This window comes from Mesorhizobium sp. M1217 (assembly GCF_040318275.1).
Classification (GTDB): Bacteria; Pseudomonadota; Alphaproteobacteria; order Rhizobiales; family Rhizobiaceae; genus Mesorhizobium.
Genome location: NZ_JAMYMA010000005.1, coordinates 278,124 through 300,447 on the forward strand (window position 1 = coordinate 278,124; position 22,324 = coordinate 300,447).

Sequence of the window (22,324 nt, forward strand, 5' to 3'; positions counted from 1 at the left end):
CGCCGCAGTGCCGGTTAATCTGCTTTTGCGTGGAATTTTGCTGGACGACCAGGCGGGTGTTGCCTATTCCGGCGAACCTCGATGTCCAGAACTGTCAGGAGCGCCATTGACATCCGGATTTGCGCACCGACATTCAGCGGATTAAATCAACAACTCTGTTTCAAGCAGCCGTTTTCAGCCATGCAGCCGATCATCTCGATTTCCGGGGTCACGAAGACCTACGCCACCGGCTTCAAGGCGTTGAAGGAGATCAATCTCGATATCGTGCGCGGCGAGATATTTGCGCTGCTGGGGCCGAACGGCGCCGGCAAGACGACGCTGATCTCGATCGTCTGCGGCATCGTCAACCGCTCGTCGGGCACCGTCACGGTCGACGGCCATGACATCAACCGCGACTACCGCGCTGCGCGCGGCCTGATCGGGCTGGTGCCGCAGGAACTGACCATCGATGCCTTCGAGAGCGTGTGGGCGACGGTCAATTACAGCCGCGGCCTGTTCGGCAAGCCGGCGGACAAGGCGTTCGTCGAAAAAGTGCTGCGCGACCTGTCGCTCTGGGACAAGAAGGACGCCAAAGCGATCACGCTGTCCGGCGGCATGAAACGCCGGCTGATGATCGCCAAGGCGTTGTCGCACGAGCCGCGAATCCTGTTCCTCGACGAACCGACCGCCGGCGTCGATGTCGAGCTGCGCCAGGACATGTGGGCGATGGTGCGCCGGCTGCGCGAAGACGGCGTCACCATCATCCTGACCACGCACTACATCGAAGAAGCCGAGGCGATGGCCGATCGCGTCGGCGTCATCAACCGCGGCGAGATCGTGCTGGTCGAGGACAAGGCCGAGCTGATGCGCAAGCTTGGCCGCAAACGGCTTGTGCTGGAACTGCGCAGCCCGTTGGCCACCGTTCCCGATGCTTTTTCGCACTACGCGCTGGAGCTTTCGCCCGATGGCGGGCAGCTGACCTATACCTATGACAACCAGAGCGAACGGCCGGGCGTCGCCTCGCTGATCCGCGAGCTCGAGGCGGCCGGCATCCAGTTCCGCGACATCGATACGGAAAACAGCTCGCTCGAGGAGATCTTCGTCAATCTGGTGAGGAAACAGGCATGAACCCGCGCGCGGCCATGAACCTTCATGCGGTATGGGCGATTTATCGGGTGGAGATGGCGCGCGCCCTTCGCACTGTGCTGCAGAGCATCGTTTCGCCGGTCATTTCGACGTCGCTCTATTTCGTCGTCTTCGGCTCGGCCATCGGCTCGCGCATCACCGAGATCGACGGCATCAGCTACGGCGCCTTCATCGTGCCGGGGCTGATCATGCTGTCGCTGCTGACGCAGTCGATCTCCAACGCCTCCTTCGCCATCTACTTTCCGAAATTCGTCGGCTCGATCTACGAATTGCTGTCGGCGCCGGTGTCCTATCTGGAGATCGTCATCGCCTATGTCGGAGGTGCGGCGACAAAGTCGATCGTGCTTGGCCTGATCATTTTGGCGACGGCCTCGCTGTTCGTGCCGCTGACGATCGAGCATCCGTTCTGGATGCTCGCTTTCCTGGTGCTGACGGCCGTGACCTTCAGCCTGTTCGGCTTCATCATCGGCATCTGGGCAAGAAGCTTCGAGCAGCTGCAGCTGGTGCCGCTGCTGATCATCACACCGCTGACCTTCCTCGGCGGCAGCTTCTATTCGATCAACATGCTGCCCGGCATCTGGCGCACGGTGACGCTGTTCAACCCGGTGGTCTACCTGGTTAGCGGCTTCCGCTGGAGCTTCTACGGCAAATCCGACGTTTCGGTCGGCGTCAGCCTCGGCATGACGGTGGTCTTCCTGCTTGTCTGCATAGCGATCGTCGCCTGGATCTTCAGAACCGGCTACCGGCTGCGCAACTGATCGATTGGCCTTGCCAGGCAAAGCAGCCTTATCGATCAACGGAAACAGCACTGAGTGCAGCCCCTGCGACGATAGCCCCTTGACCTTCATGTTTGGTTATATATCATGTTATGATTTATCGCGAGGCGGATTGGCCTATGGAAGACGTCGTACGATCGCTTGGCTTCCTGTGCCTGGGCAGCAGGATGAAGCGTATAGGCGAGCAACTGCAAGCGGAGGCGCAGCGCCTTCTCGACCGGCTGGATGTTCCGGTTCAGGCGAGCCAGTACCCACTGCTGGCCGCGCTCGACAGGCTCGGCCCCCTGCCTGTCGGGGAACTGGCGCAATCCCTTGGCATCGCGCAGCCAGGCGTAACGCGAAGCGTCTCGCTTCTCGCCGAGTTGGGATTGCTCGAGGTCAGTCCGTCGATCGATGACCAGCGGCGCAGGATCGTCTCCCTCACCAGGGACGGCCGGCGGCTGGTCGATGTCGCAAAGCGCGAGGTCTGGTCGCGCATCGAGAACGCCGTCGCGGATCTGTGCGCGGATCTTTCGGGGCCGCTTCTCGATCAGTTGGCCGCCATCGAGGACGGCCTCGCCGCGGCTCCTCTCGACCGTCGTGCACCAAAACCGAGAGATGCCGTGCAATGAAACACCTGCTTGACCGCCCGATCTGGAGCGCGCTTCAGACGCGACATCAGGCCTTCGCGCAAGGTGGAAACCTCGCCAGGCGATATCGGCCGTTGATTGTTCCTTTCGCCGCCACTGGCGCGGACGACGCGGAAAGCCTGCGGGCGCTTGAAAAGCTTGTCTCCCCAGGCGAGAGTGTGATCCTGCTTCAAGCGGACGCCATTGCTCTGCCCACGGGGCTTTCCGCGACGTCGACCGCAGCCGGGGTTCAGATGATTGCCGAGCAGCCGTTGCAGATCGTCTCCGACCAGCGCGTGCAACGTCTGACGCGAGACGACGCCGCTGAGATGCTGGCTCTGGCGTTGGTCACCAAGCCTGGCCCATTCACGCTCGAAGCCTTGAGCCTGGGCGATTTTTGGGGTGTGAAAATCGAGGGCAGACTTGCGGCGATGGCCGGCGAGCGCATGAAGCAACCTGGCTATACCGAACTCAGCGGGGTGTGCTCACATCCGGAATTTCGCGGCGGTGGCCTGGGCAAGCTGTTGTCAATATTCGTGGCAAACCGGATAGTGGCACGCGGCGAAGTTCCCTATCTCCACGCCTATGCCAGCAACGCCACGGCCATTAGATTGTACGAGTCCATTGGCTTCAGGTTGCGAAATACAATGAATGTGGCCGTGGTTCAGCGCACCGAATGATAGTCGGCGCATGATGCGCAGCATGGATGCATCCCGTATCGGAAAGGAAGGATTTCGTATCGCCGAAATCCTTCCTTGAGACTGCAAGACCTTGCTGCGTGTCAGACCGCGATCTTGCCACCACCTTGCCTGGTGATGGCAACGACCGCCGGCCGCACCGGCATGTCCGGCTTGAAGTCGGGCCAGCGGGTCGACAAATCCTCATAGTAGGACGGACGGCCGAAAGCCTCCCAGTCCTCGCCACCGTCGCCTGGATGCTGGACGGCAACGAAAGCGGTCTGGTCGTCCGGCGCAAACAGGGGACCACACATTTCGGCGCCGATCGGCACGCGGAAGAACAGTTTTGAGGTCGCCCGCGCCGGCCCTTCCGTATCGACCGCCCACAGACCGTCGGTGCGGCCAGTGGCCTTCGGACCCTGACCGTCGGTGGCGACCCAGAGGCGGCCGGTCGAATCAACCGCGCAATTGTCCGGCATGCCGAACCAGCCATTGGCCGTGGTTGCGGTCGAGAAGGTGGCGCCGACTGCCGCAACCGAGGGATCACCGCATTTCAAGAGCACCTCCCACTTGCCCTTGGTGGCGGCAAAATCGCCACCGTCCTCGACGATCTCGATGATGTGGCCAAAGGCATTTTCGGCACGCGGGTTGGCGGCGTCGACCTGATCGGCCTTGCGCTTCGAATTGTTGGTCAGCATGACATAGACCTTGCCGTTGGCGGCATTGGGCTGGATGTCTTCAGGGCGGTCCATCTTGGTGGCGCCGAGCAGGTCGGCGGCGCGGCGCGTCTCGATCAGCACGTCGGCCTGGCTGGCAAAGCCGTTCTCCGCCGTCAGCGGCCCTTGGCCGAAGACGATCGGCAGCCATTCGACCGAACCGTCGTCGGCAAACTTGGCGACATGCAAGGTGCCGTCGTCGAGCAAATCCATATTGGCGGCGCGGTCGTCCGGATTGAACTTGCCTGTGGTGACGAACTTATAGACATAGTCGAAGCGCTCGTCGTCGCCGAGGTAGAAGACGACACGGCCATCCTTGGCGACGATCGATTCGGCGCCCTCATGCTTGAAGCGGCCCATTGCGGTGCGCTTCTTCGGCACCGAAGTCGGATCCTGGACGTCGACCTCGACGATCCAGCCAAAGCGGTTCGGCTCGTTCGGCTCTTTGCCGATGTCGAAACGGTCGTAATGCGCTGCCCATTCATAAGCACCTTCGGGAATGCCGAGCCGCTTGTAATTGGCCGCTTCCTTGTGGCCTTGCGGCAGCTCGCCCGAGAAATAGCCGTGGATGTTCTCCTCGGCCATGACATAGGTGCCCCACGGCGTGACGCCGCCGGCACAATTGTTGACGGTGCCGACAACTTTCGTGCCGGTCGGGTCGGCGCTGGTCTTGACGCGGTCGTGGCCGGCGACGGGGCCGGACAGCGCGATCTCGGTGTTGGAGGTGATGCGGCGGTTGAGCTTGCCGTCGCGAACGACCTGCCATTTGCCGGCTTCCTTGCGGATCTCGACAATGGTGCCGCCATGCGCGGCCATCTCGACGTCGACTTGTTCCTTGCTGAGAGGCGCCTGCTTGGCTTTGCCATCGACGATGGTGACGAGGCCCGGAAACATCAGGTGCGGATTGGTGTATTCGTGGTTGACCACCAGCAGGCCGTGCTCGGCCGAGCCGTCGATCGGGATATAACCGACATAGTCATTGTTGTAGCCGAATTGTCTGGCCTGGGCTTCCGCCGACTGTTTTGTCGGATCGAATTCCGGCGAATCGGCGAACAGCGGATCGCCCCAGCGCAGCAGCACGTCGGCGTCATAACCGGGTGCAACGTGATGCTTGTCGTCGATGCCGGCCTCGAGCTCGTCGAAAGCGAAGGCGGAGCCTTCGGCGGCGCGGGCGTTGTCGGCGGTGATCAGCGCCAGCGGGCTGACGGTAGCGGCTATGGCCGAGACGGCAAGCGAGCCCTTGAGGAAGCCGCGGCGCGAGAACCGCGCGGCGATGATCTCACCCATGGTGCGGTTGTCGCTGGGATTGGCTCCTGGCCCATCGTTTTCCTCGAGCAGGCTGGTGCGGAAATGGGCGTCAGGGGTGCGATGTTCGGTCATAGGGGCCTGCCTCTGGCTGGATGGATTGCTGGAGCGTGTTGCCTGGCCAATCCGGTATCGCCGGCAGGTCACAGTTTGATGACATGCCGGCTAATTGCCATCTGCGATTTCGTGCCCAACATCAGCCCCGCTTGACCGCGACCGGCGCTTCGGAAACAAGAGCTGCGGCAGGCGCGCAAGGACCGCATCGGGAGGAGCAAAAAGTGAGTTTCTGGGGACTTGGGCAGCTCTGCATTTCGACAGTGATCTTCCTGCTTGCGGCGACGGCGGCGAAGCAATGGGGACTGGCGCCGAGCTTTGGCAAGATCGTGCTGACGTTGGCGCTCTATTCGCTCGGCAATCTGATCATGCTGAGGCTGATCCGTGAATTCGGCATGTCGGTGTCGTTCAGCCTGTCAGCGGTGATCCAGCTGGTGTCGGTGAATGTGGTGGCGCTGGTCTTCTTCGGCGAGCGCGTCAATGCCTTGCAGGCGACCGGCATCGTGCTTGCCATCGCAGCTGTGGCGCTGATCACGCTCGGACCCTATCTGCAAAGGCTGTAACTGCGATCGGGCCGATGAAGAAGACCGCAAGCAGACTGCGCAACTGGCTGGAGTTCCCGGTTCTGCTGGCCGGGCTGATCATTGCCGGCGGGCTGTGGGGGTTCGAGGAGCTAATGGAGATGGCGCGGGCCACTACGCCGCATGCCTTCGATACCGAAATCCTGCTTGCCTTCCGCAAGGCCGGCCAACCCGACAATCCGATCGGACCGGCGTGGCTGGAAGGAGCGATGCGCGACATCACCAGCCTCGGCAGCGCCAGCGTGTTGGTGCTGATCACGGCAGCAATGATCGTCTATCTGCTCCTCATCCGCAGGCCAGGCGCGGCGCTTCTCATGTTCATCGCGGTAGCGGGCGGCCAGGTCCTGTCAAGCGTGCTCAAGTTCGATATAGATCGGCCGCGCCCCGATCTGGTCTCGCATCTCGCCGACGTGGCATCACTTTCGTTTCCGAGCGGCCACGCCATGCTGTCGGCGGTGACATATTTGACGCTGGGCAGCATGGCGGCGCGGTTTTTGCCCGGGCGGACAACGAAGATCTATGTGCTCGGTCTGGCGGTGCTGACGACGGTGGTGGTCGGCATCAGCCGCATCTATCTCGGCGTCCACTGGCCCTCCGACGTATTGGCCGGCTGGTGCGCCGGCTTTGCCTGGGCGATGCTGTGCTGGCTTGCGGCCCGGTTCCTGCAGCGATGGCTCGGGCGGGCCGGCGGCACCTGACTCATGTCAGTCGATTTGCGGTCAAATCAGCCTGTTGATCAGGCCATGACCGCAGCCTGCCAGCAGGAAAACCATCGACAGCAAGGCTGTCGAGGTCGCCAACGCATTGAATATCTTCACCTGCTCATCCTTTTTGAGTCGTTGCCTGTGAAATCGGGATCGCAATGGATGTCCCGCCAAACGATGCCGAAATTGTAGCATGCTAGCGCATCGGCTGGCAAAGAGTGCTGCATGTTTCACATATGCAAGATGATGCTTGAACCATCATAATGAAGGTATTACACGTGATATCGCAGACTCAGACGGGGGTTATGGCCGATGATCACTGCCGCGCAGATGCGTGCCGCGAGGGCGCTGGCCGGCATCGATCAGAAGACGCTCGCCGAGCGCGCCGGGGTTTCGCTTCCAACCATTCAGCGCATGGAAGCGAGCGACGGCGTGGTCCGGGGCGTGGTCGATACGCTGATGAAGGTCATCCAGGCCCTTGAAGAGGCCGGGGTCGAGCTGATCGGCGACAACCAGGCGAGCGAGCGTGGCGGCAGGGGCGTTCGCCTCAAGCCTGTCACGCCGCAGAACCCGCAAGGCTGACGGTACTGCCGCATCGCCGAAAATCGAAATCGATTTTCGGATAGTCCAATGCGCGGTTCAAAAGTGTTGGAGCGTACCTGTGCGTCGATTTGGACGCACGCCGCTCCAAGTCGCGACGGCGACCGCCGACAGTCCTGCCGACGATCCCGCCGCCTCCTTGGTTTCATGGGGAAGGCACTCGATGGATCAGACCCGGCGGGCAGTGCATCAACCGGCACGGCCGACATTTTCCGAACTGTTCACGCCGAAGCTGGTGACGGTGCTGCGCGAGGGCTATACGCTCGCGCACTTCAAGGCGGATGCCATCGCCGGGCTGACTGTCGCCATCGTGGCGCTGCCGCTGTCGATGGCAATTGCCATTGCTTCAGGCGTGACGCCGGAGCGCGGGCTCTACACCTCGATCATTGGCGGCTTCCTGGTCTCGGCGCTTGGCGGCAGCCGTTTCCAGATCGGCGGCCCGGCCGGCGCCTTCATTGTGCTGGTGGCTGCGACGGTGGCGCGAGTTGGCGTCGACGGCTTGCTGCTGGCGACGATGATGGCCGGCCTGTTCCTGCTTGCCATCGGCTATCTCAGGCTTGGCACCTACATCAAGTTCATCCCCTATCCGGTGACCGTCGGCTTCACCGCCGGCATCGCCGTCATCATCTTCTCCGGCCAGATCGTCGAACTCTTCGGGCTGAAGCTCGCCGGCAAGGAACCGGGGCCGCTGGTGCCCAAGCTGATGGCCATCGGCGAGGCGGCCGGAACGATCAACCTCGGCGCAACCGCGGTGGCGGCACTGACCATCATCACCATTGCGCTGTTGAAGCGGTTTCGGCCGAAGTGGCCGGCCATGCTGATTGCCATCGGGCTGGCATCACTCGTCGTGGCATTGCTCGCCATGCCGGCCGAAACGATCGGCACGCGCTTCGGCGGCATCCCGCGCAGCCTGCAATGGCCGGCCTTCCCGCCGCTCAGCCTCGACAGGATAATCGACGTGCTGCCGGACGCCATCGCCTTTGCGCTGCTCGGGGCGATCGAATCGCTGCTGTCGGCCGTCGTCGCTGACGGCATGACCGGAAGACGGCATCGCTCCAATTGCGAGTTGGTGGCGCAGGGCTTCGCCAATATCGCCTCCGCCTTGTTCGGCGGTATCTGCACCACCGGCACCATTGCCCGCACCGCGACCAATGTACGGGCCGGCGCGCATGGACCGGTCTCAGGCATGATGCACTCGGCCATCCTGCTTGCCCTGATGCTGGTGGCGGCACCGCTGGCCAGCTATATCCCGCTTGCGGCACTTGCCGGCGTGCTGGCGGTGGTGTGCTGGAACATGTTCGAGAAACAGGCCTTCGCCACCTTGCTGCGCGCCTCGCGCGGCGATGCGCTGGTACTGCTGGCGACGTTCCTGATCGTCATCTTCCGCGACCTGACCGAAGGCATCGTCGTCGGTTTTGCGCTGGGCTCGATGCTGTTCATCGACCGCATGGCCAAGAGCATCGCGGTGGAGGCGGACCATCAATCCTTGGTCCAGGAAGACGTTGCCGACCGCGCCAGCGCTTATGATTCCAGCGAGGCGAGCGATGCCGATACCGTCGTCTACCGGATATCGGGCGCCTTTTTCTTCGGCGCCGCCTCGACCGTCGGCACGGTGCTGGACCGCATCGCCGACCAGCGCAGGAACTTCATCCTCGACTGTTCGGCGGTGCCGTTCTTCGATTCGACGGCGGCCAATGTTATTGAGGGCGCGGCCCACAAGGCCAAGCGCGCCGGCGTTCGCTTCATTATCTCAGGCGCTTCACCGCAGACACGCCGCATGCTGATCAACCACGGCGTCAAGCGGCCGCTGGTGACTTATGCCGCCTCGATCACGGATGCGCGGGCGCAGCTGAAGAAAGCCGCGCCCGCCGCCTGAGCCGATGGCTGGCTTAGTCGAGGCCTAACGCCGCGATCTCTCCGTCGTTCATCAGCGGCACGAAGATTGTCGACTTGCCGTCGGTGCCGATGTCGGCGCTGCCCGGCTTGAACGTCGCAACCGCTTGCGGCGTGCCGCCGGCTTTGTAGCTGTAGAGCGTGCCGGTCATATACGCGGTGGCGTAAACGCTGCCGCCGATGGCGACGACGCCATCGAGGTTAGCGAACTTTTCTGCGCCGGGCAGTGACGCAATTGCCTTGGTGGCGAGATCGACCGAGAGCAGGCCGCCCGGCTCCGCGGTGCTGAAATCGGGCTTGATGCCCTTGCCCCACGAAGCGACGATCAGCCGGCCGCCATCGGCGAAGATGCCATTCGGCGAAGCAAGCGCCGCATCCCTGACGAACAGTTCGGGCCGGTCGCCGTCGATGCGATAGATCGTATCGGCAAGCATATCAGTGACGTAGACCTTGCCGGACGCGTCGGCGGTCACGTCGTTGAGGAAGACCGCGTTCGGCACGTCGATCGTCGATGTTAGCTTGCCGCTTGCGAGATCGACGACGCGCACATGGGTGAGGTCGGCGACGTAGAGTTTGCCGTCGGCAATCGCCATGCCCTTGGGCGCGTCCATGCCGTCGGTCCAATGTTGCGTAACCATCTTGCCGTCCACAGACAGGACCGACAGGTATCCATTGCCGTCGGCGTCGCCGGGATTGCCAACGATATTGGAGATGATGATGCGTTTGCCGGCGGCATCGAACAGCGCCGATTCCGGTTGCTCAAGCCCGGTAGCGCGCCAGAGTTCGGCCGCCTGAACTGCCGGAGCGGCGGCGATGCCGACCAGGGCGAGAAGTATCGAGGTGAAGAGGCTCTTCATGGCTAGTCTCCTGTAATGGAATGGCGGAGAGCTAGGCCTTTCGATACTTTTCGGGAAGATGTATCGGGACTAGTACCGAAGGCTGATACCAAATCGCGTAAAAGAGGTGCATCCCATGAACGGCCCGATCTTCGAAGCGCTGAAGCGGACGCTTAAGGCCAAGGGCGTGACCTACCGTGTCCTTGCCGAGCGGATGGGCGTTTCCGAGCCGACGGTGAAGCGCATCTTCCATGAGCGCAACTGCAAGCTCGACCGGCTGATCGAGATCTGCGATGCCGCCGGCGTGGAGTTGGAGAACGTGCTCGGCTCGATGAACAGGGGACCGGGACCTGCCAACCCGATCGCGCCGGAGATCGAGCGCAGGCTCGCCGGGCGGCCGGCACTGCTGTTCGTATTCGTCATGCTTTCCGAGAAATTCACGCCAGAAGGCATCATGCGCTCACAAGGGTTGAGCGAGGCTTCGATGTTCCTCTATCTGCGCGACCTCGAGGAACTCGGCCTGGTCGCGCTTGGTGGCGGCCTGTCGGCAAGGCTGCTGGTCGAGGCGCCGATCCAGTGGAATTTCGACGGGCCATTGCGGCCGCTGTTCGAGATGACCAACAAGAATTTCATCGGCTGGGCCATCACCCATCTTGAGCGCGAGGCGACGTTCGTCAGCTTCTCCAGGCGGATGCGGCCGGAAACGGCGGAAATGGTCAGGCGCGAGGCGGAGGAATTGGCGGAGCGCGCCAAATTGCTTGCTCATCACGACCAGCACACGACGCCCGAAGACGGGCTGGTCGGCTACAAATGGACGTTTGCGTTCGGCGCAACGCCATTCCCGGTGATCATGCCGATCGGGCCACATCCGCGCGACGCAGGCGCGCGGACGGACGATCGAGTTGCGGCCGCCGCAAACGGACGACGTCTGCCGGCCTAGGTCAAATCACGGAACGACTGAGGTCGGATTCTTGGGTTTAGGCTGCTGTCCTCCACAGACGCCTTGTAAGCCGCGAAGACTAGGCAGGCGCGCCGAAAACTAGGCAAGCGGCGCCTATAAATTGGGTGACCGTACCGATGTGCATGGACATCGGCTTGCGTAGGGTGAGCCTGTGATTATCCAGGCTGCTTTGCAGTCCGGGGCCGGCGTCAGGAGGTGCGCACGGGACACCGGCCAGTAATTTATGCATCGCTTCGCAGCTTACGGGAGCACGTCGCGAAGCCGTCGCATTCGTTGACCGCAATGCAAACCTGAACGCTCTTTCGTGGCGTTGTTTCTTCATCACGGCGGTGTCTCCCAATTGATGGCGCTGCCGATCAAGGAGGTCGTGACCATGAGCGCGCTCTTAAGGGCATGCTTGCCTTGCGTCCTAAGCGTGATCCTGGCGGCGACACTTGCCGCGTCCGCGGACGAGCCGGAGCTTAGGGGACCCAATGCCGATCCAGGCTCAGGATTGCCGCCGTTGGTCCTGCCTTATATCGAATTGCTCAGCGCACCCGGTGTAGTAGCATCAGCGACGCTTGCCGCGCCCGCGGGCGACTCGGAGCTTATGGGACCCGATCCCGCCCGGCCCGGCATCCAATTGCCCGGCGCACCTGGTGCTCTTGCTCCCATGAAGATGTCTGACCGCTCGCAGCCGGCCGCGCTAATGGCAATAGCGGTATGGCTTTCGTCTGAACTCGGCCTTCCGTCGATCGAAGAGCCCCCGGCGGTAAGCTTCGTACCTGCGCGCAGGATGGCAGGTTTGCGGTTTCGCGACGTGGCGGCGGATCGCTGGAACAGCAGCCCCAATTTTGCCAGTCCGGACAATGTTGGCAAGCAGCCCACTGTTATTGCTATCTACGATGACGAAGCACGGACTATCTTCTTGCCGGAGGGCTGGACAGGCGGCACCCCGGCGGAGCTGTCGGTACTTGTGCATGAGTTGGTCCATCACGTCCAAACCGTGGCCGGGCTGAAGTTTGCATGCGCGGAAGAACGCGAGAAGGCGGCCTTTGAGGCGCAAGAGCGGTGGCTTGCCTTGTTCGGCAGCGACCTTCTGAAGGAATTTGAGCTCGATCCTTTCACGCTGTTGGTTCGCACGAACTGCCTGTATTGATGCTGAAGCCGCTTCGGGGGCAGCCAGTCTGACTGAGCTTCTTACCCCAGAGTATCGGCCGCAAAACCGGTTCTCGGAGGGCCCCATGCTCAAACCACAAGATCGAGCGGCTATCCGGCGGTCTTCGTCTCCGGAGCGGCCGCGACCGCCTTGTCATCCCAGACCATCTGCCGGTAGTCGAAGCCGTATTCCAGCGTCGGCTTGACGATGCGGAAATAGGGCGACAGGTCGAAGTCGCGCGGCGTGTAGAGCGAGTGATGGCGGATGTGCAGGATTTCCTTGCGCGAATAGCTCGACTGGGCCGAGGCACGGCCGGGCGCGCGGGTAATCTCCGGCAGGATCGGGTAGCGGATCCGGCCATAGGCCTCGGCAATCAGCGAAGAGCAGATGGCGCGCGTCGGGTCGCCGGAACCGAAAGCCAGCATGCGGCGGCGCCAGCGCACCGGCACCGGCGGCGTCGGCAAGAAGTAGCGCAGCATGTCGAATATGTTCTTGAGATCGTATCTGAGACCCAGCCTGCCGATCATGAAGGCGACGACCGCTTCGCGATCGTCGGGAGCCAGGCCGCTCGCCCGGCAGATGCGGGTGTTGTAGCTGCGGTAGCGGGACAGCGGCACGGCGATGCAGCCATCGCCGAGCGTGACCTCGATCAGGCGCCGCCGCTCCGACCCGTCCTCGGGCTCCGGCAATGCATCGCCGACATAAAAGGCGGCATGCGACCAGGTCGACTGGGTGAGGTATTTGATCGCCGCCGAGATCTTCTGGTTGCCTTCGATGAGCAGGATGTCGCCCGGCTCGAGCGTGCGGCGCAGCGTTTCGGCGTCGGACGGCGTGTACGGCTCGTAGCCGGACGATTCCTCTTGCAGCCGGCCGGCAAGCCAGCGGCCAAGTCGGTCCAGAAGCGTGTCGCCGGGCTCGGTCATGCCAGACGGCGATTATCACAGGGCGGCAAATTAGACCATGATCAGCCCACGCCAGGCGCGCCGGCGTCTTCGTGCTGCGGTGCCGCTGTGAGATCGTCGCGCGCCTTACGGGCGAGCTTCCTCGTCGAGCGCTTCGGACTGTCGCCGAAAAGCCCGGCCGCCTCGGCGAGGCAGGTTTTTTTCAGGCCCTTTTCCGAACGCTTCAGCAGCTTGCCAAGCAACCGCGTGTCCTCAGGGGGGCCAAGCGGCTGGTCCTCGGCATCGAGAACCGCGCGCATGACGAGCACATCGTGCAGTTCGCCGAGCCGCTCGCCCAGTTCGTCGACGGCCTTGCGCCGCGTCTTGATCGGCGTCGGCCACAGCCTGCCGAGCAGCGACAGGTGCATGCCATGCGTCTTGGCCGCCTTGCGCAGATCGTGAAAGTCATCGGCTTCGCCTCGCGAAGCCGCCTTGTCCAGCGCTTTCCTGGCACGGCGCAAAGTGGTGCGCGCGCCTTCGGCGAGCACGTCGGCAGCCTGCTCCGGCTGGTCGGGCAAAGCGAGCTTGTCGATGCGGACGACACCTTCCTCGCAGGCGGCAACCGCCGCGCCTATCGCAGCGTCGAGGCCCGCTCCGACATGCAGCTCATGCTGGCGCGCGACGAGCCTATCGCGGACGGCACCGAGACCGCCGCCGGCACTTTGCTCGGGAAAGCTTGCCGCCAGCCGGTCGATTGTTTCGACCAGCGCAGTCGCCTCACGCGGACCGGCAAGCAGGGCCGCCACCTGGCGGTAGCACTGATTCTCGGTCACGCAGAATGTTTCGTCCCCGGAACGAACTAGGCGCAGTAAAGCGCGGACGTTTTTCAACCGTTTGCGGCACTTGTGCAGCGCCTGTTCGGGCCTGTCATGCGCCGCGTCCAGATGAACGAGCGCCCTGCCGATCTCCTCGGCGAGGATGCGCCTGACCTCGCCGGTCAGCGACATGCGCGGATCGATACGAAAGCTCATGCGACGATCTCCGGAATCCCCCCAAGGGCGAGCGACGCGTTGTAAAATCTCGGCTCGCCGGTGACTTCGCGGCCGAGCCAATCTGGCAGCATTTCGTCCGGTACATCCTCCTGCGTCTCGAGCTCGGCGATCACCAACCCCGCAAGCGTCCCGCCGAAGACATCGACTTCGTAGAGATAGCCGCGGTGTCTAACATGGTGGCGTGTCTTCTCGATGACACGTCCGATGGCAAAGGCCTGCATCTCTTGCGCCTCCGCCAAAGGCACCGGATATTCGAATTCATCGCGCTCGCGGGCCTGGCTGCCGAACTTGAGCGTCAGCTTGGCAGCGGCATCATTGCTGATGCGCACACGCACCGTGCGGGTAGGCTCGGCGACAAGATAGAATTGACGGATATGAATGTCCGCCTTGACCATTCCCCGCCATTCCTCACCTGAGACCAGGAATTTACGCTCGATTTCCTTGCCCATGGCGAGGCACTAAAGCGCGCACGGCCAGAGTTGGCAAGCCGCTTGACCACAGTTGACTTTAATCATTCGATTGATTAAAGTATAGACCATGATCAAATCGCCCAGTGCCAGCGGCCTTCCTCATGAAGCGCCCAAGACTGCCGCGGATATGACGCGGACGGCCCTCGTGCGCGCGGCGCTGAAGCTGTTCGGACGCCAGGGTTTCGACGGCACGTCGACGCGCCAGATCGCGGCTGAGGCCAAGGCCAATATCGGCTCGATCGCCTATCATTTCGGCGGCAAGGAAGGGCTCCGCAACGCGGCGGCCGACTACATCGTAGACACCATCCAGACCATTGCGGGCCAGGCGATCGGCAATCTGCAAGCGCCGCCCGCGGCATTGGCGGACACCGAGGCCGCGCGGGCACATTTAGCCGTCGCACTGGAGCGGATGGTCGCCTTCATCGCGGCAAGGCCGGAAGCCGGCGAGATTGTACAGTTCGTCCTGCGTGAGCTGTCGCATCCAACCGCCGCGCTCGACCGTATCTATGACGGCGTGTTCGAACCGGCGCATCACCGGCTCTGCCTGATCTGGGAACAGTCGACGGGCGAGCCGGCCGAGAGCGAGCGCACTAAACTCACCGTATTCACGCTGATTGGCCAGGTCGTCTATTTCCGCATCGGCCGCGAGGCGGTTATGCGCCGGATGGGCTGGCGCGAGATCGGCGATGACGAGGCCGGCAAGATCGCGGCAACAGTAACCGACAATCTCAGCGCGATTTTAGCTCGGCGCGATTTGGCTGTCCGGAAGGATCGTGGATCATGAGCCTGCTCTGTTCTTTGCCGCTTGCCGCCCAGCTTTTCAGCGCCTGCGCGCCGGCAGCACCGCTCGCCGTCGGCTACGTCGAGGGCGATTATGTGCTGCTGGCGCCGATCGAGGTGGCCCAGGTCGAGACGATTGCGGTCAAGCGCGGCGACCGCGTAGCGCCCGGCACGCCGGTGGTGACGCTGGAAAACGCCGACGCCAAGATCGCCATCGCGCAGGCCGAGGCGGCCCTCGCGCAGGCCCAGGCGCAACTTGCCGACCTGCAGGTCGGCAAGCGGGCGGAAGAGATTGCAGTGCTCAAGGCGCAGGTCGACATGGCCAAAGCGCAAGCCGCCGACGCCAAACGCAGATACAGCCGCGCCAGCGATCTGTTCAAACGCGGCACCGGCACGCAGGCCGATTATGATACGGCTTCCGCGGCGCTGGAGACGGCCAGCGCGCAGGTCGGCCAGGCGGAAGCCAATCTCGCTGTCGGCGGCCTGCCGGCACGGCCGGAGACGATCAAGGCCGCCGACAATCAGGTCAGGCAGGCGCAATCGGCGCTGGAGCAAGCGCAATGGCGACTGTCGAAGCGTGTGCTCACGGCGCCCTCGCCCGGCAGGGTCAACGATGTCATCCGCTATCCCGGCGATACAGCCGGGCCGACCGCGCCGGTCATCTCCATACTGCCGGACGGCGCAGTGAAGCTCAGCGTCTATGTGCCGGAAAGCGCGTTCTCCTCGGTCGAGGTCGGCACGCTGCTCAACGTCCATTGCGATGGTTGCGGATCGGGCGTGAAGGCACGCGTCAGCTATGTGTCGCCGGATCCGGAATTCACGCCGCCGGTGATCTACTCGCTCGAGACCCGGCAAAAGCTGGTCTATCTGGTCGAAGCGCGGCCGGAAGGCGACGCCAGCGCATTGCAGCCCGGGCAGATCGTCGACGTCGATCTGGCGGACATCGGAAAATGAACGTCATCGACGTGCACGGCCTGGTCAAACGCTTCGGCGACAAGACTGTCGTCGACCATGTGACGATGACCGTGGCCGAGGGCGAGATCGTCGGCTTCCTCGGGCCGAACGGCTCGGGCAAAACGACGACCATCCGCATCATGTGCGGCTTGCTGACGCCCGATGAGGGTGAAGGCACGGTTCTGGGCTTCAACATCCGCACCGACAGCCTGCGGATCAAGCGCGAAGTCGGCTACATGACGCAGAGATTCTCGTTCTACGAAGACCTCACCATCGGCGAGAATCTCGAATTCGTGGCACGGCTCTACCGGCTGAAGCCGCTCGACGAACATGTGGCCAAGACGCTTGAGGAGCTCGGCCTGACATCACGCAGAAACCAACTGGCCGGCACCTTGTCCGGCGGCTGGAAGCAGCGGCTGGCGCTGGCCGCCTGCATCATGCACAAGCCGAAACTGCTGCTGCTCGACGAACCGACGGCTGGCGTCGACCCGAAGGCGCGGCGCGAATTCTGGGACGAGATCCACCGGCTGGCGAGCGGCGGGCTGACCGTGCTGGTCTCCACCCATTACATGGACGAGGCCGAGCGCTGCCACCGCATCAGCTACATCTCCTATGGCAAGATGCTGGCCACCGGCACGGTTGAGGACGTGGTGAGGAATGCCGGGCTGACCACCTTCGTCCTGCAAGGGCCGCGGCTCGATCAGGTCGCTGCCGCACTTCATGGCCGCCCAGGCGTCGACCAGGTGGCGCCGTTCGGCGCGACGCTGCATGTAGTCGGCTCCGACAGGACGGCGCTTCAGGCAGCGCTCGCCGACGTCGAGAAAGACCACAAGGGCGTCAGGGTCTCGCCCGGCGAGACCAGCCTGGAGGATGTGTTCATCCAGTTCATGTCCGGTTCGAAGGACAATATGGGATGAAGAACGGGATAAACAGCGTCTTTTCCTTCGCCAGGCTCGGTGCGCTGCTGATCAAGGAGTTCATCCAGATGCGGCGCGACCGCATCACCTTCGCCATGATGCTGGGCGTGCCGCTGATGCAGCTGGTGCTGTTCGGCTATGCCATCAACAACGATCCGAAGAGCCTGCCGGCAGCGCTGGTGGCGATGAGCAGCGATCCTTACACGCGAGCCATGGTTTCGGCGCTGCAGACCACCGGCTATTACCGCTTCGACCATGTCGCGCAAAGTGCCGCCGAAGCCGAATTCCTGATGGCGCGCGGCGACGTTGCCTTCGTCGTCACCATTCCCGCCGATTTCGCCCGACGGGTCGAGCGTGGCGACAGCCCGCAGATCCTGATCGAGGTGGATGCGACCGACCCGGCCGTCGCCAGCGGCGCCATCTCGACGCTCGGCACCGTTGCCAACCAGGCGCTGCTCAGGGCGCGCGGCATGCAGGAGACAGCGGCCGAAGCTGCCCGGGGCCAGCTCCAGGTCGTAGTGCACCGGCGCTACAATCCGGAAGCCGTATCGCAATACAACATCGTGCCCGGCCTGCTCGGCGTCATCCTGCAGATGACGATGGTAATGATGACCTCGATCGCGCTGACGCGTGAGACCGAGCGCGGCACGATGGAGAACCTTCTGGCGATGCCGTCCAGCCCGCTCGAGATCATGCTGGGTAAGGTGCTGCCGTATCTGGCGGTCGGCGCCGTGCAGGTGCTGGTGGTGCTGGCGGCATCGAAGCTTCTGTTCGCCATCCCCTTCACCGGATCGATGTCGCTGCTGTTGACGGCCGTCCTGATCTTCGTGCTGGCGCTGGTGCTGCTCGGCTACACGATCTCGACGATTGCCCGCACGCAGATGCAGGCACTGCAGCTCACCTTCTTCTTCTTCCTGCCGTCGATCATGCTGTCCGGTTTCATGTTCCCCTATCGCGGCATGCCGGACTGGGCGCAGATTTTCGGCGAGGTGCTGCCGCTGACGCATTTCCTGCGCATCATCCGCGCGGTGATGCTGAAGGGCGCCGAGCTGCCGGCGGTGGCAACGGAGATCGGCTGGCTGGTGGTGTTCGTGGCGCTGTTCGCCGGCGTGGCGCTGGTGCGGTTCCGCCGGACGTTGGATTAGGGTCGAACTCGATCCGCTTGTGCAAATGACCGAGATTCACACCGGCTTGGCCTGACCCGGGACCGGCGCCAATTCAGGCGCATTGAGCCCTTCGAAGGGATCGCGCCAGGCGTCGATTTCTTCAAGCTGCCGATACCAGCGACCGACAGAAGGATAATCATCGAGCGGCAATCGGGCGACGTCGTTGAAGGGCAGAAACGTCGCCATTCGAAAGTCGGCATAGGAAACCGAACTTCCGACCAGCCAGTCTCGCTCGGAAAGCTCGGCATCAAGTATTGCGGCGGCGGTGCTGAAGTCGCTCAGGCCCTCCTCAACCCGCGCCTGATCGATCGGGCCGAGCCCATAGCGCTGTTTGGTCCCGCGTTCGAAATGCACGACGTCGCAGGCTCTTGCGAAGTTCTCTTTGCCCCAACTCAGCCATCGGATCATCTCGGGCTCGTCGTCGCCGGTGCGCCAGAAATGCGAATGCGTGTTGCGTGAAAACCGGCAGGCTATGGCGTCGGCCTCCCAGAGGCTTTTTCCCAAGCCCACAAGGATAGGCAATGAAAGATTTGGATTGAGCGGCCGAAAGCGCTCGGCCTGCCCCGGAGCGAAGGGAGAGGCGAATTCGAACTCGACCTTGGCTTTGAGATACCGTGCCACCGCGACCGCGAGGCGAGGATTGGGATTGCGGCTGAAGAACAGTTTCATTGATCTCAGTCTTTGAAGGGTACCGGTTCGACCGGGCGCAACGGACGCTCAAGCACCTCGAATCGGCACATGACCTGGAACTGGTTGCTATCCTAGCCGGCAGCAATGATCTCGGCATAGGTGCTGAGATCGACATTGCCACCGGAGAGCGCCACGGCAATGCATTTCCCGGCAAGGTCGATCTCGCCTGACGACAGCGCGGCCAAGCCGACGCAACCGCCAGGTTCGACGACCAGCTTCAGGCAAGCCATGGCATCGCGCATCGCCTGTGCCACTGCCTTGTCGGAAACGGTGATGGCGCCGGCGAGATTCTTGCGGTTGATCTCGAAAGTGATCGCGCCCGGCTCTGCGACGAGAAGGGCATCGCAGATCGAGGTGTGGCCGGGCGCGTTCGACACCCTGGCGCCTTTGATCAGCGAGCGGCGTGTGTCATCGAAATGCTCGGGTTCCACGGCCCAGACGGCGGTGCCCGGTGAGGCGTCCTTGACCGCTATCGAAATGCCGCTGCTTAACCCGCCGCCGCCGCAGGGAACGACTACCGCATCCAGGCTGACGCCAAGCGCTTGTGCTTGGCGCATCAATTCGAGGCCGATCGTGCCCTGGCCGGCGATGATGGCCGGATCGTCGTAGGGCGGCACCAGGACCATGCCCCTTTCCACGTAAGAACGGACGACGGCAGTGCGATCGTCGCGGACCCGGTCGAAGGTGATCACTTCTGCGCCCATCTTCCTGACATTGCCGACTTTCATCGCCGGCGCATCGGTGGGCATGGCTATGACGGCCTTGACGCCGAACATCGCCGCTGCGGCGGCAACGCCTTGCGCGTGATTACCCGACGAGAAGGCGACGACGCCGCCAGCGCGTTCTTCCGCCGAGAGCGAGGAGAGCTTGTTGTATGCACCGCGGAACTTGAAGGAGCCGGTGCGCTGCAACGTCTCGGGCTTGAACAGGATCCTGGCGCCGAAGCGCTTGTTCAGCTCCGGCGATTCGATCAGCGGCGTTTCGACGATCAGGCCGGACAATCGCGCTGCTGCGCTGCGGATATCGGCGATGCCGGGAGGGGTGGTCATGGCGAGGTCCTGCAAGAAATGAGACCGCCTATGGTGCACGGAAAGGGAGGCCGCGCACCAATGAAAAAATGTGACGGTTACAATTCGTCTTGCAGGCAGGAGAGGAGCGTGCCTGCCACCTGCCGCCTCCTCGTCTCTCCGCCATGCGGTCGTCGCTTCAATCGACAAATCGTTGCCGATTGACCGGCTTGGCCGCCGCTCCTCACCCCAACAGCGTCTTTTGCCGTTTGGGACCGCCCATCTTACGCCAGGTGTTGAAGCGGTGGGTGGCGGCGGCGAAGGAGATCTTCATCTGCTGGGCGACCGAATAGCGCGACTTGCCCTCGTCGAACAGGCGATAGCAGCACTCGACACCCTCCTCAGTCAACTTGCCATCGGGAGCCTTGTTGTGCGGATTGGCGGGATCGAATTTTTCGACCTGCTGCTCGACCAGGCCTTTCAGGCGCTGCAGATCCGCCTCGATGTTGGCGATCAGGTCGAGGACTGGTTTGGGATCAAACGGCTGCTGTTTTTCCGGCATCTGCGGGTTCCTTTCTCTTGGTTCAGATTCGGTTATATAAGTGAACGTTCACCGATAGCAAACGACGACCTGCTCGGGGTTTCGAAATCTGTAGCTTTTGAGCATGAGCGGAGCACGCACGATTGACCGGCGACGTGCAAGGTCATAGTTTAGAACTATTCTAAACTAGGGTGAATTTCTCATGCTTTCCCGCGTTTTCGGCCTCGGCCGCCGTTCCTTTGAATCGCTCTCGGAACAGGAGATCCTGGCGCTCGCCATCTCCTCCGAGGAGGATGACGGGCGCATCTATCGCGCCTATGCCGACGGGCTGGCGGAAAGCTTTCCGCAATCGGCCAAAGTGTTCGAAGAGATGGCGGAGGAAGAGGACGGCCATCGCGATTCACTGATCGAGCTTTACCGCAAGCGTTTCGGCGAGCGGATACCGCTGATCCGGCGCGAACATGTGAAGGGTTATTACGAGCGCAAACCGGACTGGCTGGTGAGGCCGCTCGGCGTCGATCATGTGCGCAGCCAAGCCGAGGCCATGGAGCGGCAGGCCTACCTGTTCTATGTCGAGGCGGCCAAGCGCACAGGCGATGCGTCGACGCGAAAGCTGCTCGACGATCTGGCGATCGCAGAACAGGGCCACGAGACACTGGCGCAGCGGCTCGAGCAAAAGCATGTGCCGGGCGCGGTCAAGGACGAAGAGGCGGCGGCCGAGCAGCGCCAGTTCATCCTGACCTACGTACAACCGGGGCTGGCGGGGCTGATGGATGGGTCGGTGTCAACACTGGCGCCGATCTTTGCCGCCGCCTTTGCCACGCACGACACGTTCCAGACCTTTCTGGTCGGGCTTGCTGCCTCGATCGGCGCCGGCATCTCGATGGGTTTCACCGAAGTGGCCTCCGACGACGGTAAGTTGTCGGGCCGCGGCTCGCCGGCAAAACGCGGTCTGACCGTCGGCGTCATGACAACGCTGGGCGGGCTCGGCCATGCGCTGCCCTATCTCATCCCGCTTTTCTGGACGGCGACCATTGTCGCCGCCGTGGTGGTTTTCTTCGAGCTGTGGGCGATCGCCTTCGTGCAGAACCGCTATATGCAGACGCCATTCTGGCGCGCCGCCTTCCAGGTGGTGCTGGGTGGCGCGCTGGTGTTTGCGGCAGGGGTGCTGATCGGGAATGCATAGCAAGCAGCCCCTATCCGTTCACCACCCGGCTGTCTGCTGGCGCCTCGGCGCGTTCGGTCAGGCCGTAGTCGCGCACGACGTGGGCGATGCGCAAACGATAGTCGGCAAAGATACCGCCGCGCCCGGCTTTCTGGGCCTGCCGATGTTCCTGCGTGTTGCGCCAGGCCTTCACCGCTTCCTCGTCGCGCCAGAAGGACAGCGACAGGATGCGGTTCGGATCGGCAAGGCTCTGGAAGCGCTCGATCGACAGGAAACCGTCGATGCCGTCGAGCAGCGGCCGCAGGTCGGCGGCGATGCCGAGGTAGGCTTCGCGCTTGCCCGCCGCCGGCTCGACCTCGAAGATGACGGCGATCATGGCTTCACCAAAGGACCATGCGGCCCGGAGGCCAGCTTGAGGAAGATGCGATCCTCCTTCAGGATGAATTTTTCCCGCCGGGCGAACTCGTAATTCGCCTTGCCGGCGGGATCGGCGGCGAGCCGGGCGCGGTAGACTTCGTAGGCCGCAAGACTGTCGATGTTGTAGGCGGCATAAGCCGTGGTGGCCGAGCCTTCGTGCGGCGCGAAATAGCCGATCAGATCGGCGCCGCAGCGCGGGATCGCCTGCCCCCAATTGCGGGCATATTCCTCGAACGCCGCCTTGCCGAACGGATCGATCTCGTAGCGGATGAAGCAGGTAATGGTCATTTTCGCCTCCTTGGCGGGTGGA

25 protein-coding genes are annotated in these 22,324 nt (G+C 62.9%); 15 read left to right on the plus strand and 10 right to left on the minus strand.

Going from position 1 to position 22,324, the window contains the following annotated elements; translation table 11 throughout:
• Positions 1 to 180: 180 nt before the first annotated feature.
• The 4 genes from NKH37_RS10930 to NKH37_RS10945 all read left to right on the plus strand — a co-directional run bounded on the left by NKH37_RS10930 (position 181) and on the right by NKH37_RS10945 (position 3,189).
• Complete coding sequence (locus NKH37_RS10930; protein ID WP_023718883.1) at positions 181 to 1,107, plus strand: ABC transporter ATP-binding protein; 927 nt, start codon at positions 181 to 183, stop codon at positions 1,105 to 1,107.
• 14 nt (positions 1,108 to 1,121) lie between these two features.
• Entirely contained in the window at positions 1,122 to 1,883 is a 762-nt protein-coding gene (locus NKH37_RS10935) for an ABC transporter permease (RefSeq protein WP_023718882.1), read from the plus strand.
• 137 nt (positions 1,884 to 2,020) lie between these two features.
• Entirely contained in the window at positions 2,021 to 2,512 is a 492-nt protein-coding gene (locus NKH37_RS10940) for a MarR family winged helix-turn-helix transcriptional regulator (RefSeq protein ID WP_352815867.1), read from the plus strand.
• Complete coding sequence (locus NKH37_RS10945; RefSeq protein WP_352592336.1) at positions 2,509 to 3,189, plus strand: GNAT family N-acetyltransferase; 681 nt, start codon at positions 2,509 to 2,511, stop codon at positions 3,187 to 3,189. The genes NKH37_RS10940 and NKH37_RS10945 overlap by 4 nt, the downstream gene beginning before the upstream one ends.
• Before the next feature lie 101 nt (positions 3,190 to 3,290).
• On the opposite strand, the gene NKH37_RS10950 is transcribed toward NKH37_RS10945, so the two are convergent.
• Positions 3,291 to 5,282, minus strand: a complete 1,992-nt coding sequence (locus NKH37_RS10950; protein ID WP_352481384.1) for a PhoX family protein — start codon at positions 5,280 to 5,282, stop codon at positions 3,291 to 3,293.
• 203 nt (positions 5,283 to 5,485) lie between these two features.
• On the opposite strand from NKH37_RS10950, the gene NKH37_RS10955 reads away from it, so the two are divergent.
• The 4 genes from NKH37_RS10955 to NKH37_RS10970 all read left to right on the plus strand — a co-directional run bounded on the left by NKH37_RS10955 (position 5,486) and on the right by NKH37_RS10970 (position 9,022).
• On the plus strand, positions 5,486 to 5,824 hold the full coding sequence (locus NKH37_RS10955; RefSeq protein ID WP_023718878.1) for a hypothetical protein: 339 nt from the start codon (positions 5,486 to 5,488) through the stop codon (positions 5,822 to 5,824).
• A gap of 14 nt (positions 5,825 to 5,838) precedes the next feature.
• Complete coding sequence (locus NKH37_RS10960; RefSeq protein ID WP_023718877.1) at positions 5,839 to 6,540, plus strand: phosphatase PAP2 family protein; 702 nt, start codon at positions 5,839 to 5,841, stop codon at positions 6,538 to 6,540.
• Positions 6,541 to 6,858: 318 nt separating this feature from the next.
• Entirely contained in the window at positions 6,859 to 7,128 is a 270-nt protein-coding gene (locus tag NKH37_RS10965; protein ID WP_023718875.1) for a helix-turn-helix domain-containing protein, read from the plus strand.
• A 181-nt stretch (positions 7,129 to 7,309) separates the two neighbouring features.
• Positions 7,310 to 9,022, plus strand: a complete 1,713-nt coding sequence (locus NKH37_RS10970; RefSeq protein WP_353006078.1) for a SulP family inorganic anion transporter — start codon at positions 7,310 to 7,312, stop codon at positions 9,020 to 9,022.
• A 13-nt stretch (positions 9,023 to 9,035) separates the two neighbouring features.
• Here the strand turns inward: NKH37_RS10970 and NKH37_RS10975 are convergent, their stop codons facing one another.
• Entirely contained in the window at positions 9,036 to 9,896 is an 861-nt protein-coding gene (locus tag NKH37_RS10975) for an SMP-30/gluconolactonase/LRE family protein (protein ID WP_352851348.1), read from the minus strand.
• A gap of 115 nt (positions 9,897 to 10,011) precedes the next feature.
• Here NKH37_RS10975 and NKH37_RS10980 point away from each other — a divergent pair, with 115 nt between their 5' ends.
• Together NKH37_RS10980 and NKH37_RS10985 are read left to right on the plus strand one after the other, a co-directional pair.
• Positions 10,012 to 10,815: a helix-turn-helix domain-containing protein gene (locus NKH37_RS10980; RefSeq protein WP_353006077.1), complete on the plus strand. Its 804-nt coding sequence runs from the start codon at positions 10,012 to 10,014 to the stop codon at positions 10,813 to 10,815.
• A 325-nt stretch (positions 10,816 to 11,140) separates the two neighbouring features.
• Positions 11,141 to 11,974 (plus strand): DUF6647 family protein, encoded by an 834-nt coding sequence (locus NKH37_RS10985; RefSeq protein ID WP_353006076.1) that lies wholly within the window; start codon positions 11,141 to 11,143, stop codon positions 11,972 to 11,974.
• Positions 11,975 to 12,084: 110 nt separating this feature from the next.
• Here NKH37_RS10985 and NKH37_RS10990 read toward each other — a convergent pair whose 3' ends face one another.
• Genes NKH37_RS10990 through NKH37_RS11000 form a run of 3 tightly spaced genes read right to left on the minus strand, consistent with a single transcriptional unit; the run spans position 12,085 to position 14,356 of the window.
• Complete coding sequence (locus tag NKH37_RS10990) at positions 12,085 to 12,897, minus strand: C40 family peptidase (protein ID WP_352789088.1); 813 nt, start codon at positions 12,895 to 12,897, stop codon at positions 12,085 to 12,087.
• 41 nt (positions 12,898 to 12,938) lie between these two features.
• The gene (locus tag NKH37_RS10995; RefSeq protein WP_353006075.1) at positions 12,939 to 13,886 is read right to left on the minus strand and encodes a CHAD domain-containing protein; all 948 of its coding nucleotides are present in this window, start codon (positions 13,884 to 13,886) and stop codon (positions 12,939 to 12,941) included.
• On the minus strand, positions 13,883 to 14,356 hold the full coding sequence (locus NKH37_RS11000) for a CYTH domain-containing protein (protein ID WP_023718867.1): 474 nt from the start codon (positions 14,354 to 14,356) through the stop codon (positions 13,883 to 13,885). The genes NKH37_RS10995 and NKH37_RS11000 overlap by 4 nt, the downstream gene beginning before the upstream one ends.
• Before the next feature lie 88 nt (positions 14,357 to 14,444).
• Between NKH37_RS11000 and NKH37_RS11005 the strand changes: the two genes are divergently transcribed.
• From NKH37_RS11005 to NKH37_RS11020, 4 genes are read left to right on the plus strand one after another with little or no spacing between them, the layout of a single operon-like run.
• Positions 14,445 to 15,161: a CerR family C-terminal domain-containing protein gene (locus tag NKH37_RS11005; protein ID WP_023718866.1), complete on the plus strand. Its 717-nt coding sequence runs from the start codon at positions 14,445 to 14,447 to the stop codon at positions 15,159 to 15,161.
• Positions 15,158 to 16,111, plus strand: a complete 954-nt coding sequence (locus NKH37_RS11010) for an HlyD family secretion protein (RefSeq protein ID WP_353006074.1) — start codon at positions 15,158 to 15,160, stop codon at positions 16,109 to 16,111. Before NKH37_RS11005 ends, NKH37_RS11010 begins: the two co-directional genes overlap by 4 nt.
• Complete coding sequence (locus NKH37_RS11015) at positions 16,108 to 17,028, plus strand: ABC transporter ATP-binding protein (protein ID WP_023718864.1); 921 nt, start codon at positions 16,108 to 16,110, stop codon at positions 17,026 to 17,028. The genes NKH37_RS11010 and NKH37_RS11015 overlap by 4 nt, the downstream gene beginning before the upstream one ends.
• 8 nt (positions 17,029 to 17,036) lie before the next feature.
• A complete protein-coding gene (locus tag NKH37_RS11020; RefSeq protein ID WP_353006087.1) occupies positions 17,037 to 18,173 on the plus strand; it encodes an ABC transporter permease in 1,137 nt (378 codons plus the stop codon).
• A gap of 36 nt (positions 18,174 to 18,209) precedes the next feature.
• Here NKH37_RS11020 and NKH37_RS11025 read toward each other — a convergent pair whose 3' ends face one another.
• The 3 genes from NKH37_RS11025 to NKH37_RS11035 form a co-directional block, all read right to left on the minus strand.
• The gene (locus NKH37_RS11025; protein ID WP_353006073.1) at positions 18,210 to 18,863 is read right to left on the minus strand and encodes a glutathione S-transferase family protein; all 654 of its coding nucleotides are present in this window, start codon (positions 18,861 to 18,863) and stop codon (positions 18,210 to 18,212) included.
• Positions 18,864 to 18,955: 92 nt separating this feature from the next.
• On the minus strand, positions 18,956 to 19,933 hold the full coding sequence (locus NKH37_RS11030) for a threonine/serine dehydratase family protein (protein ID WP_353006072.1): 978 nt from the start codon (positions 19,931 to 19,933) through the stop codon (positions 18,956 to 18,958).
• A gap of 202 nt (positions 19,934 to 20,135) precedes the next feature.
• A complete protein-coding gene (locus tag NKH37_RS11035) occupies positions 20,136 to 20,453 on the minus strand; it encodes a hypothetical protein (RefSeq protein WP_023718860.1) in 318 nt (105 codons plus the stop codon).
• Between the two features lie 181 nt (positions 20,454 to 20,634).
• On the opposite strand from NKH37_RS11035, the gene mbfA reads away from it, so the two are divergent.
• On the plus strand, positions 20,635 to 21,618 hold the full coding sequence (gene mbfA, locus NKH37_RS11040; RefSeq protein WP_023718859.1) for an iron exporter MbfA: 984 nt from the start codon (positions 20,635 to 20,637) through the stop codon (positions 21,616 to 21,618).
• Between the two features lie 10 nt (positions 21,619 to 21,628).
• Here the strand turns inward: mbfA and NKH37_RS11045 are convergent, their stop codons facing one another.
• Together NKH37_RS11045 and NKH37_RS11050 are read right to left on the minus strand one after the other, a co-directional pair.
• A complete protein-coding gene (locus tag NKH37_RS11045; RefSeq protein ID WP_023718858.1) occupies positions 21,629 to 21,973 on the minus strand; it encodes an antibiotic biosynthesis monooxygenase family protein in 345 nt (114 codons plus the stop codon).
• Positions 21,970 to 22,302: an NIPSNAP family protein gene (locus tag NKH37_RS11050; protein WP_353006071.1), complete on the minus strand. Its 333-nt coding sequence runs from the start codon at positions 22,300 to 22,302 to the stop codon at positions 21,970 to 21,972. Before NKH37_RS11050 ends, NKH37_RS11045 begins: the two co-directional genes overlap by 4 nt.
• Between the last annotated feature and the right edge of the window lie 22 nt (positions 22,303 to 22,324).

Excerpts from the sequence above, each read along its gene's own strand:
- NKH37_RS10930 (WP_023718883.1), top strand. The coding sequence starts at position 181 with ATGCAGCCGATCATCTCGATTTCCGGGGTCACGAAGACCTACGCCACC.
- NKH37_RS10935 (WP_023718882.1), top strand. The coding sequence starts at position 1,122 with ATGAACCTTCATGCGGTATGGGCGATTTATCGGGTGGAGATGGCGCGC.
- NKH37_RS10940 (WP_352815867.1), top strand. The coding sequence starts at position 2,021 with ATGGAAGACGTCGTACGATCGCTTGGCTTCCTGTGCCTGGGCAGCAGG.
- NKH37_RS10945 (WP_352592336.1), top strand. The coding sequence starts at position 2,509 with ATGAAACACCTGCTTGACCGCCCGATCTGGAGCGCGCTTCAGACGCGA.
- NKH37_RS10950 (WP_352481384.1), bottom strand. The coding sequence starts at position 5,282 with ATGACCGAACATCGCACCCCTGACGCCCATTTCCGCACCAGCCTGCTC.
- NKH37_RS10960 (WP_023718877.1), top strand. The coding sequence starts at position 5,839 with ATGAAGAAGACCGCAAGCAGACTGCGCAACTGGCTGGAGTTCCCGGTT.
- NKH37_RS10965 (WP_023718875.1), top strand. The coding sequence starts at position 6,859 with ATGATCACTGCCGCGCAGATGCGTGCCGCGAGGGCGCTGGCCGGCATC.
- NKH37_RS10970 (WP_353006078.1), top strand. The coding sequence starts at position 7,310 with ATGGATCAGACCCGGCGGGCAGTGCATCAACCGGCACGGCCGACATTT.
- NKH37_RS10975 (WP_352851348.1), bottom strand. The coding sequence starts at position 9,896 with ATGAAGAGCCTCTTCACCTCGATACTTCTCGCCCTGGTCGGCATCGCC.
- NKH37_RS10980 (WP_353006077.1), top strand. The coding sequence starts at position 10,012 with ATGAACGGCCCGATCTTCGAAGCGCTGAAGCGGACGCTTAAGGCCAAG.
- NKH37_RS10990 (WP_352789088.1), bottom strand. The coding sequence starts at position 12,897 with ATGACCGAGCCCGGCGACACGCTTCTGGACCGACTTGGCCGCTGGCTT.
- NKH37_RS10995 (WP_353006075.1), bottom strand. The coding sequence starts at position 13,886 with ATGAGCTTTCGTATCGATCCGCGCATGTCGCTGACCGGCGAGGTCAGG.
- NKH37_RS11000 (WP_023718867.1), bottom strand. The coding sequence starts at position 14,356 with ATGGGCAAGGAAATCGAGCGTAAATTCCTGGTCTCAGGTGAGGAATGG.
- NKH37_RS11005 (WP_023718866.1), top strand. The coding sequence starts at position 14,445 with ATGATCAAATCGCCCAGTGCCAGCGGCCTTCCTCATGAAGCGCCCAAG.
- NKH37_RS11010 (WP_353006074.1), top strand. The coding sequence starts at position 15,158 with ATGAGCCTGCTCTGTTCTTTGCCGCTTGCCGCCCAGCTTTTCAGCGCC.
- NKH37_RS11015 (WP_023718864.1), top strand. The coding sequence starts at position 16,108 with ATGAACGTCATCGACGTGCACGGCCTGGTCAAACGCTTCGGCGACAAG.
- NKH37_RS11025 (WP_353006073.1), bottom strand. The coding sequence starts at position 18,863 with ATGAAACTGTTCTTCAGCCGCAATCCCAATCCTCGCCTCGCGGTCGCG.
- NKH37_RS11030 (WP_353006072.1), bottom strand. The coding sequence starts at position 19,933 with ATGACCACCCCTCCCGGCATCGCCGATATCCGCAGCGCAGCAGCGCGA.
- NKH37_RS11035 (WP_023718860.1), bottom strand. The coding sequence starts at position 20,453 with ATGCCGGAAAAACAGCAGCCGTTTGATCCCAAACCAGTCCTCGACCTG.
- mbfA (WP_023718859.1), top strand. The coding sequence starts at position 20,635 with ATGCTTTCCCGCGTTTTCGGCCTCGGCCGCCGTTCCTTTGAATCGCTC.
- NKH37_RS11045 (WP_023718858.1), bottom strand. The coding sequence starts at position 21,973 with ATGATCGCCGTCATCTTCGAGGTCGAGCCGGCGGCGGGCAAGCGCGAA.
- NKH37_RS11050 (WP_353006071.1), bottom strand. The coding sequence starts at position 22,302 with ATGACCATTACCTGCTTCATCCGCTACGAGATCGATCCGTTCGGCAAG.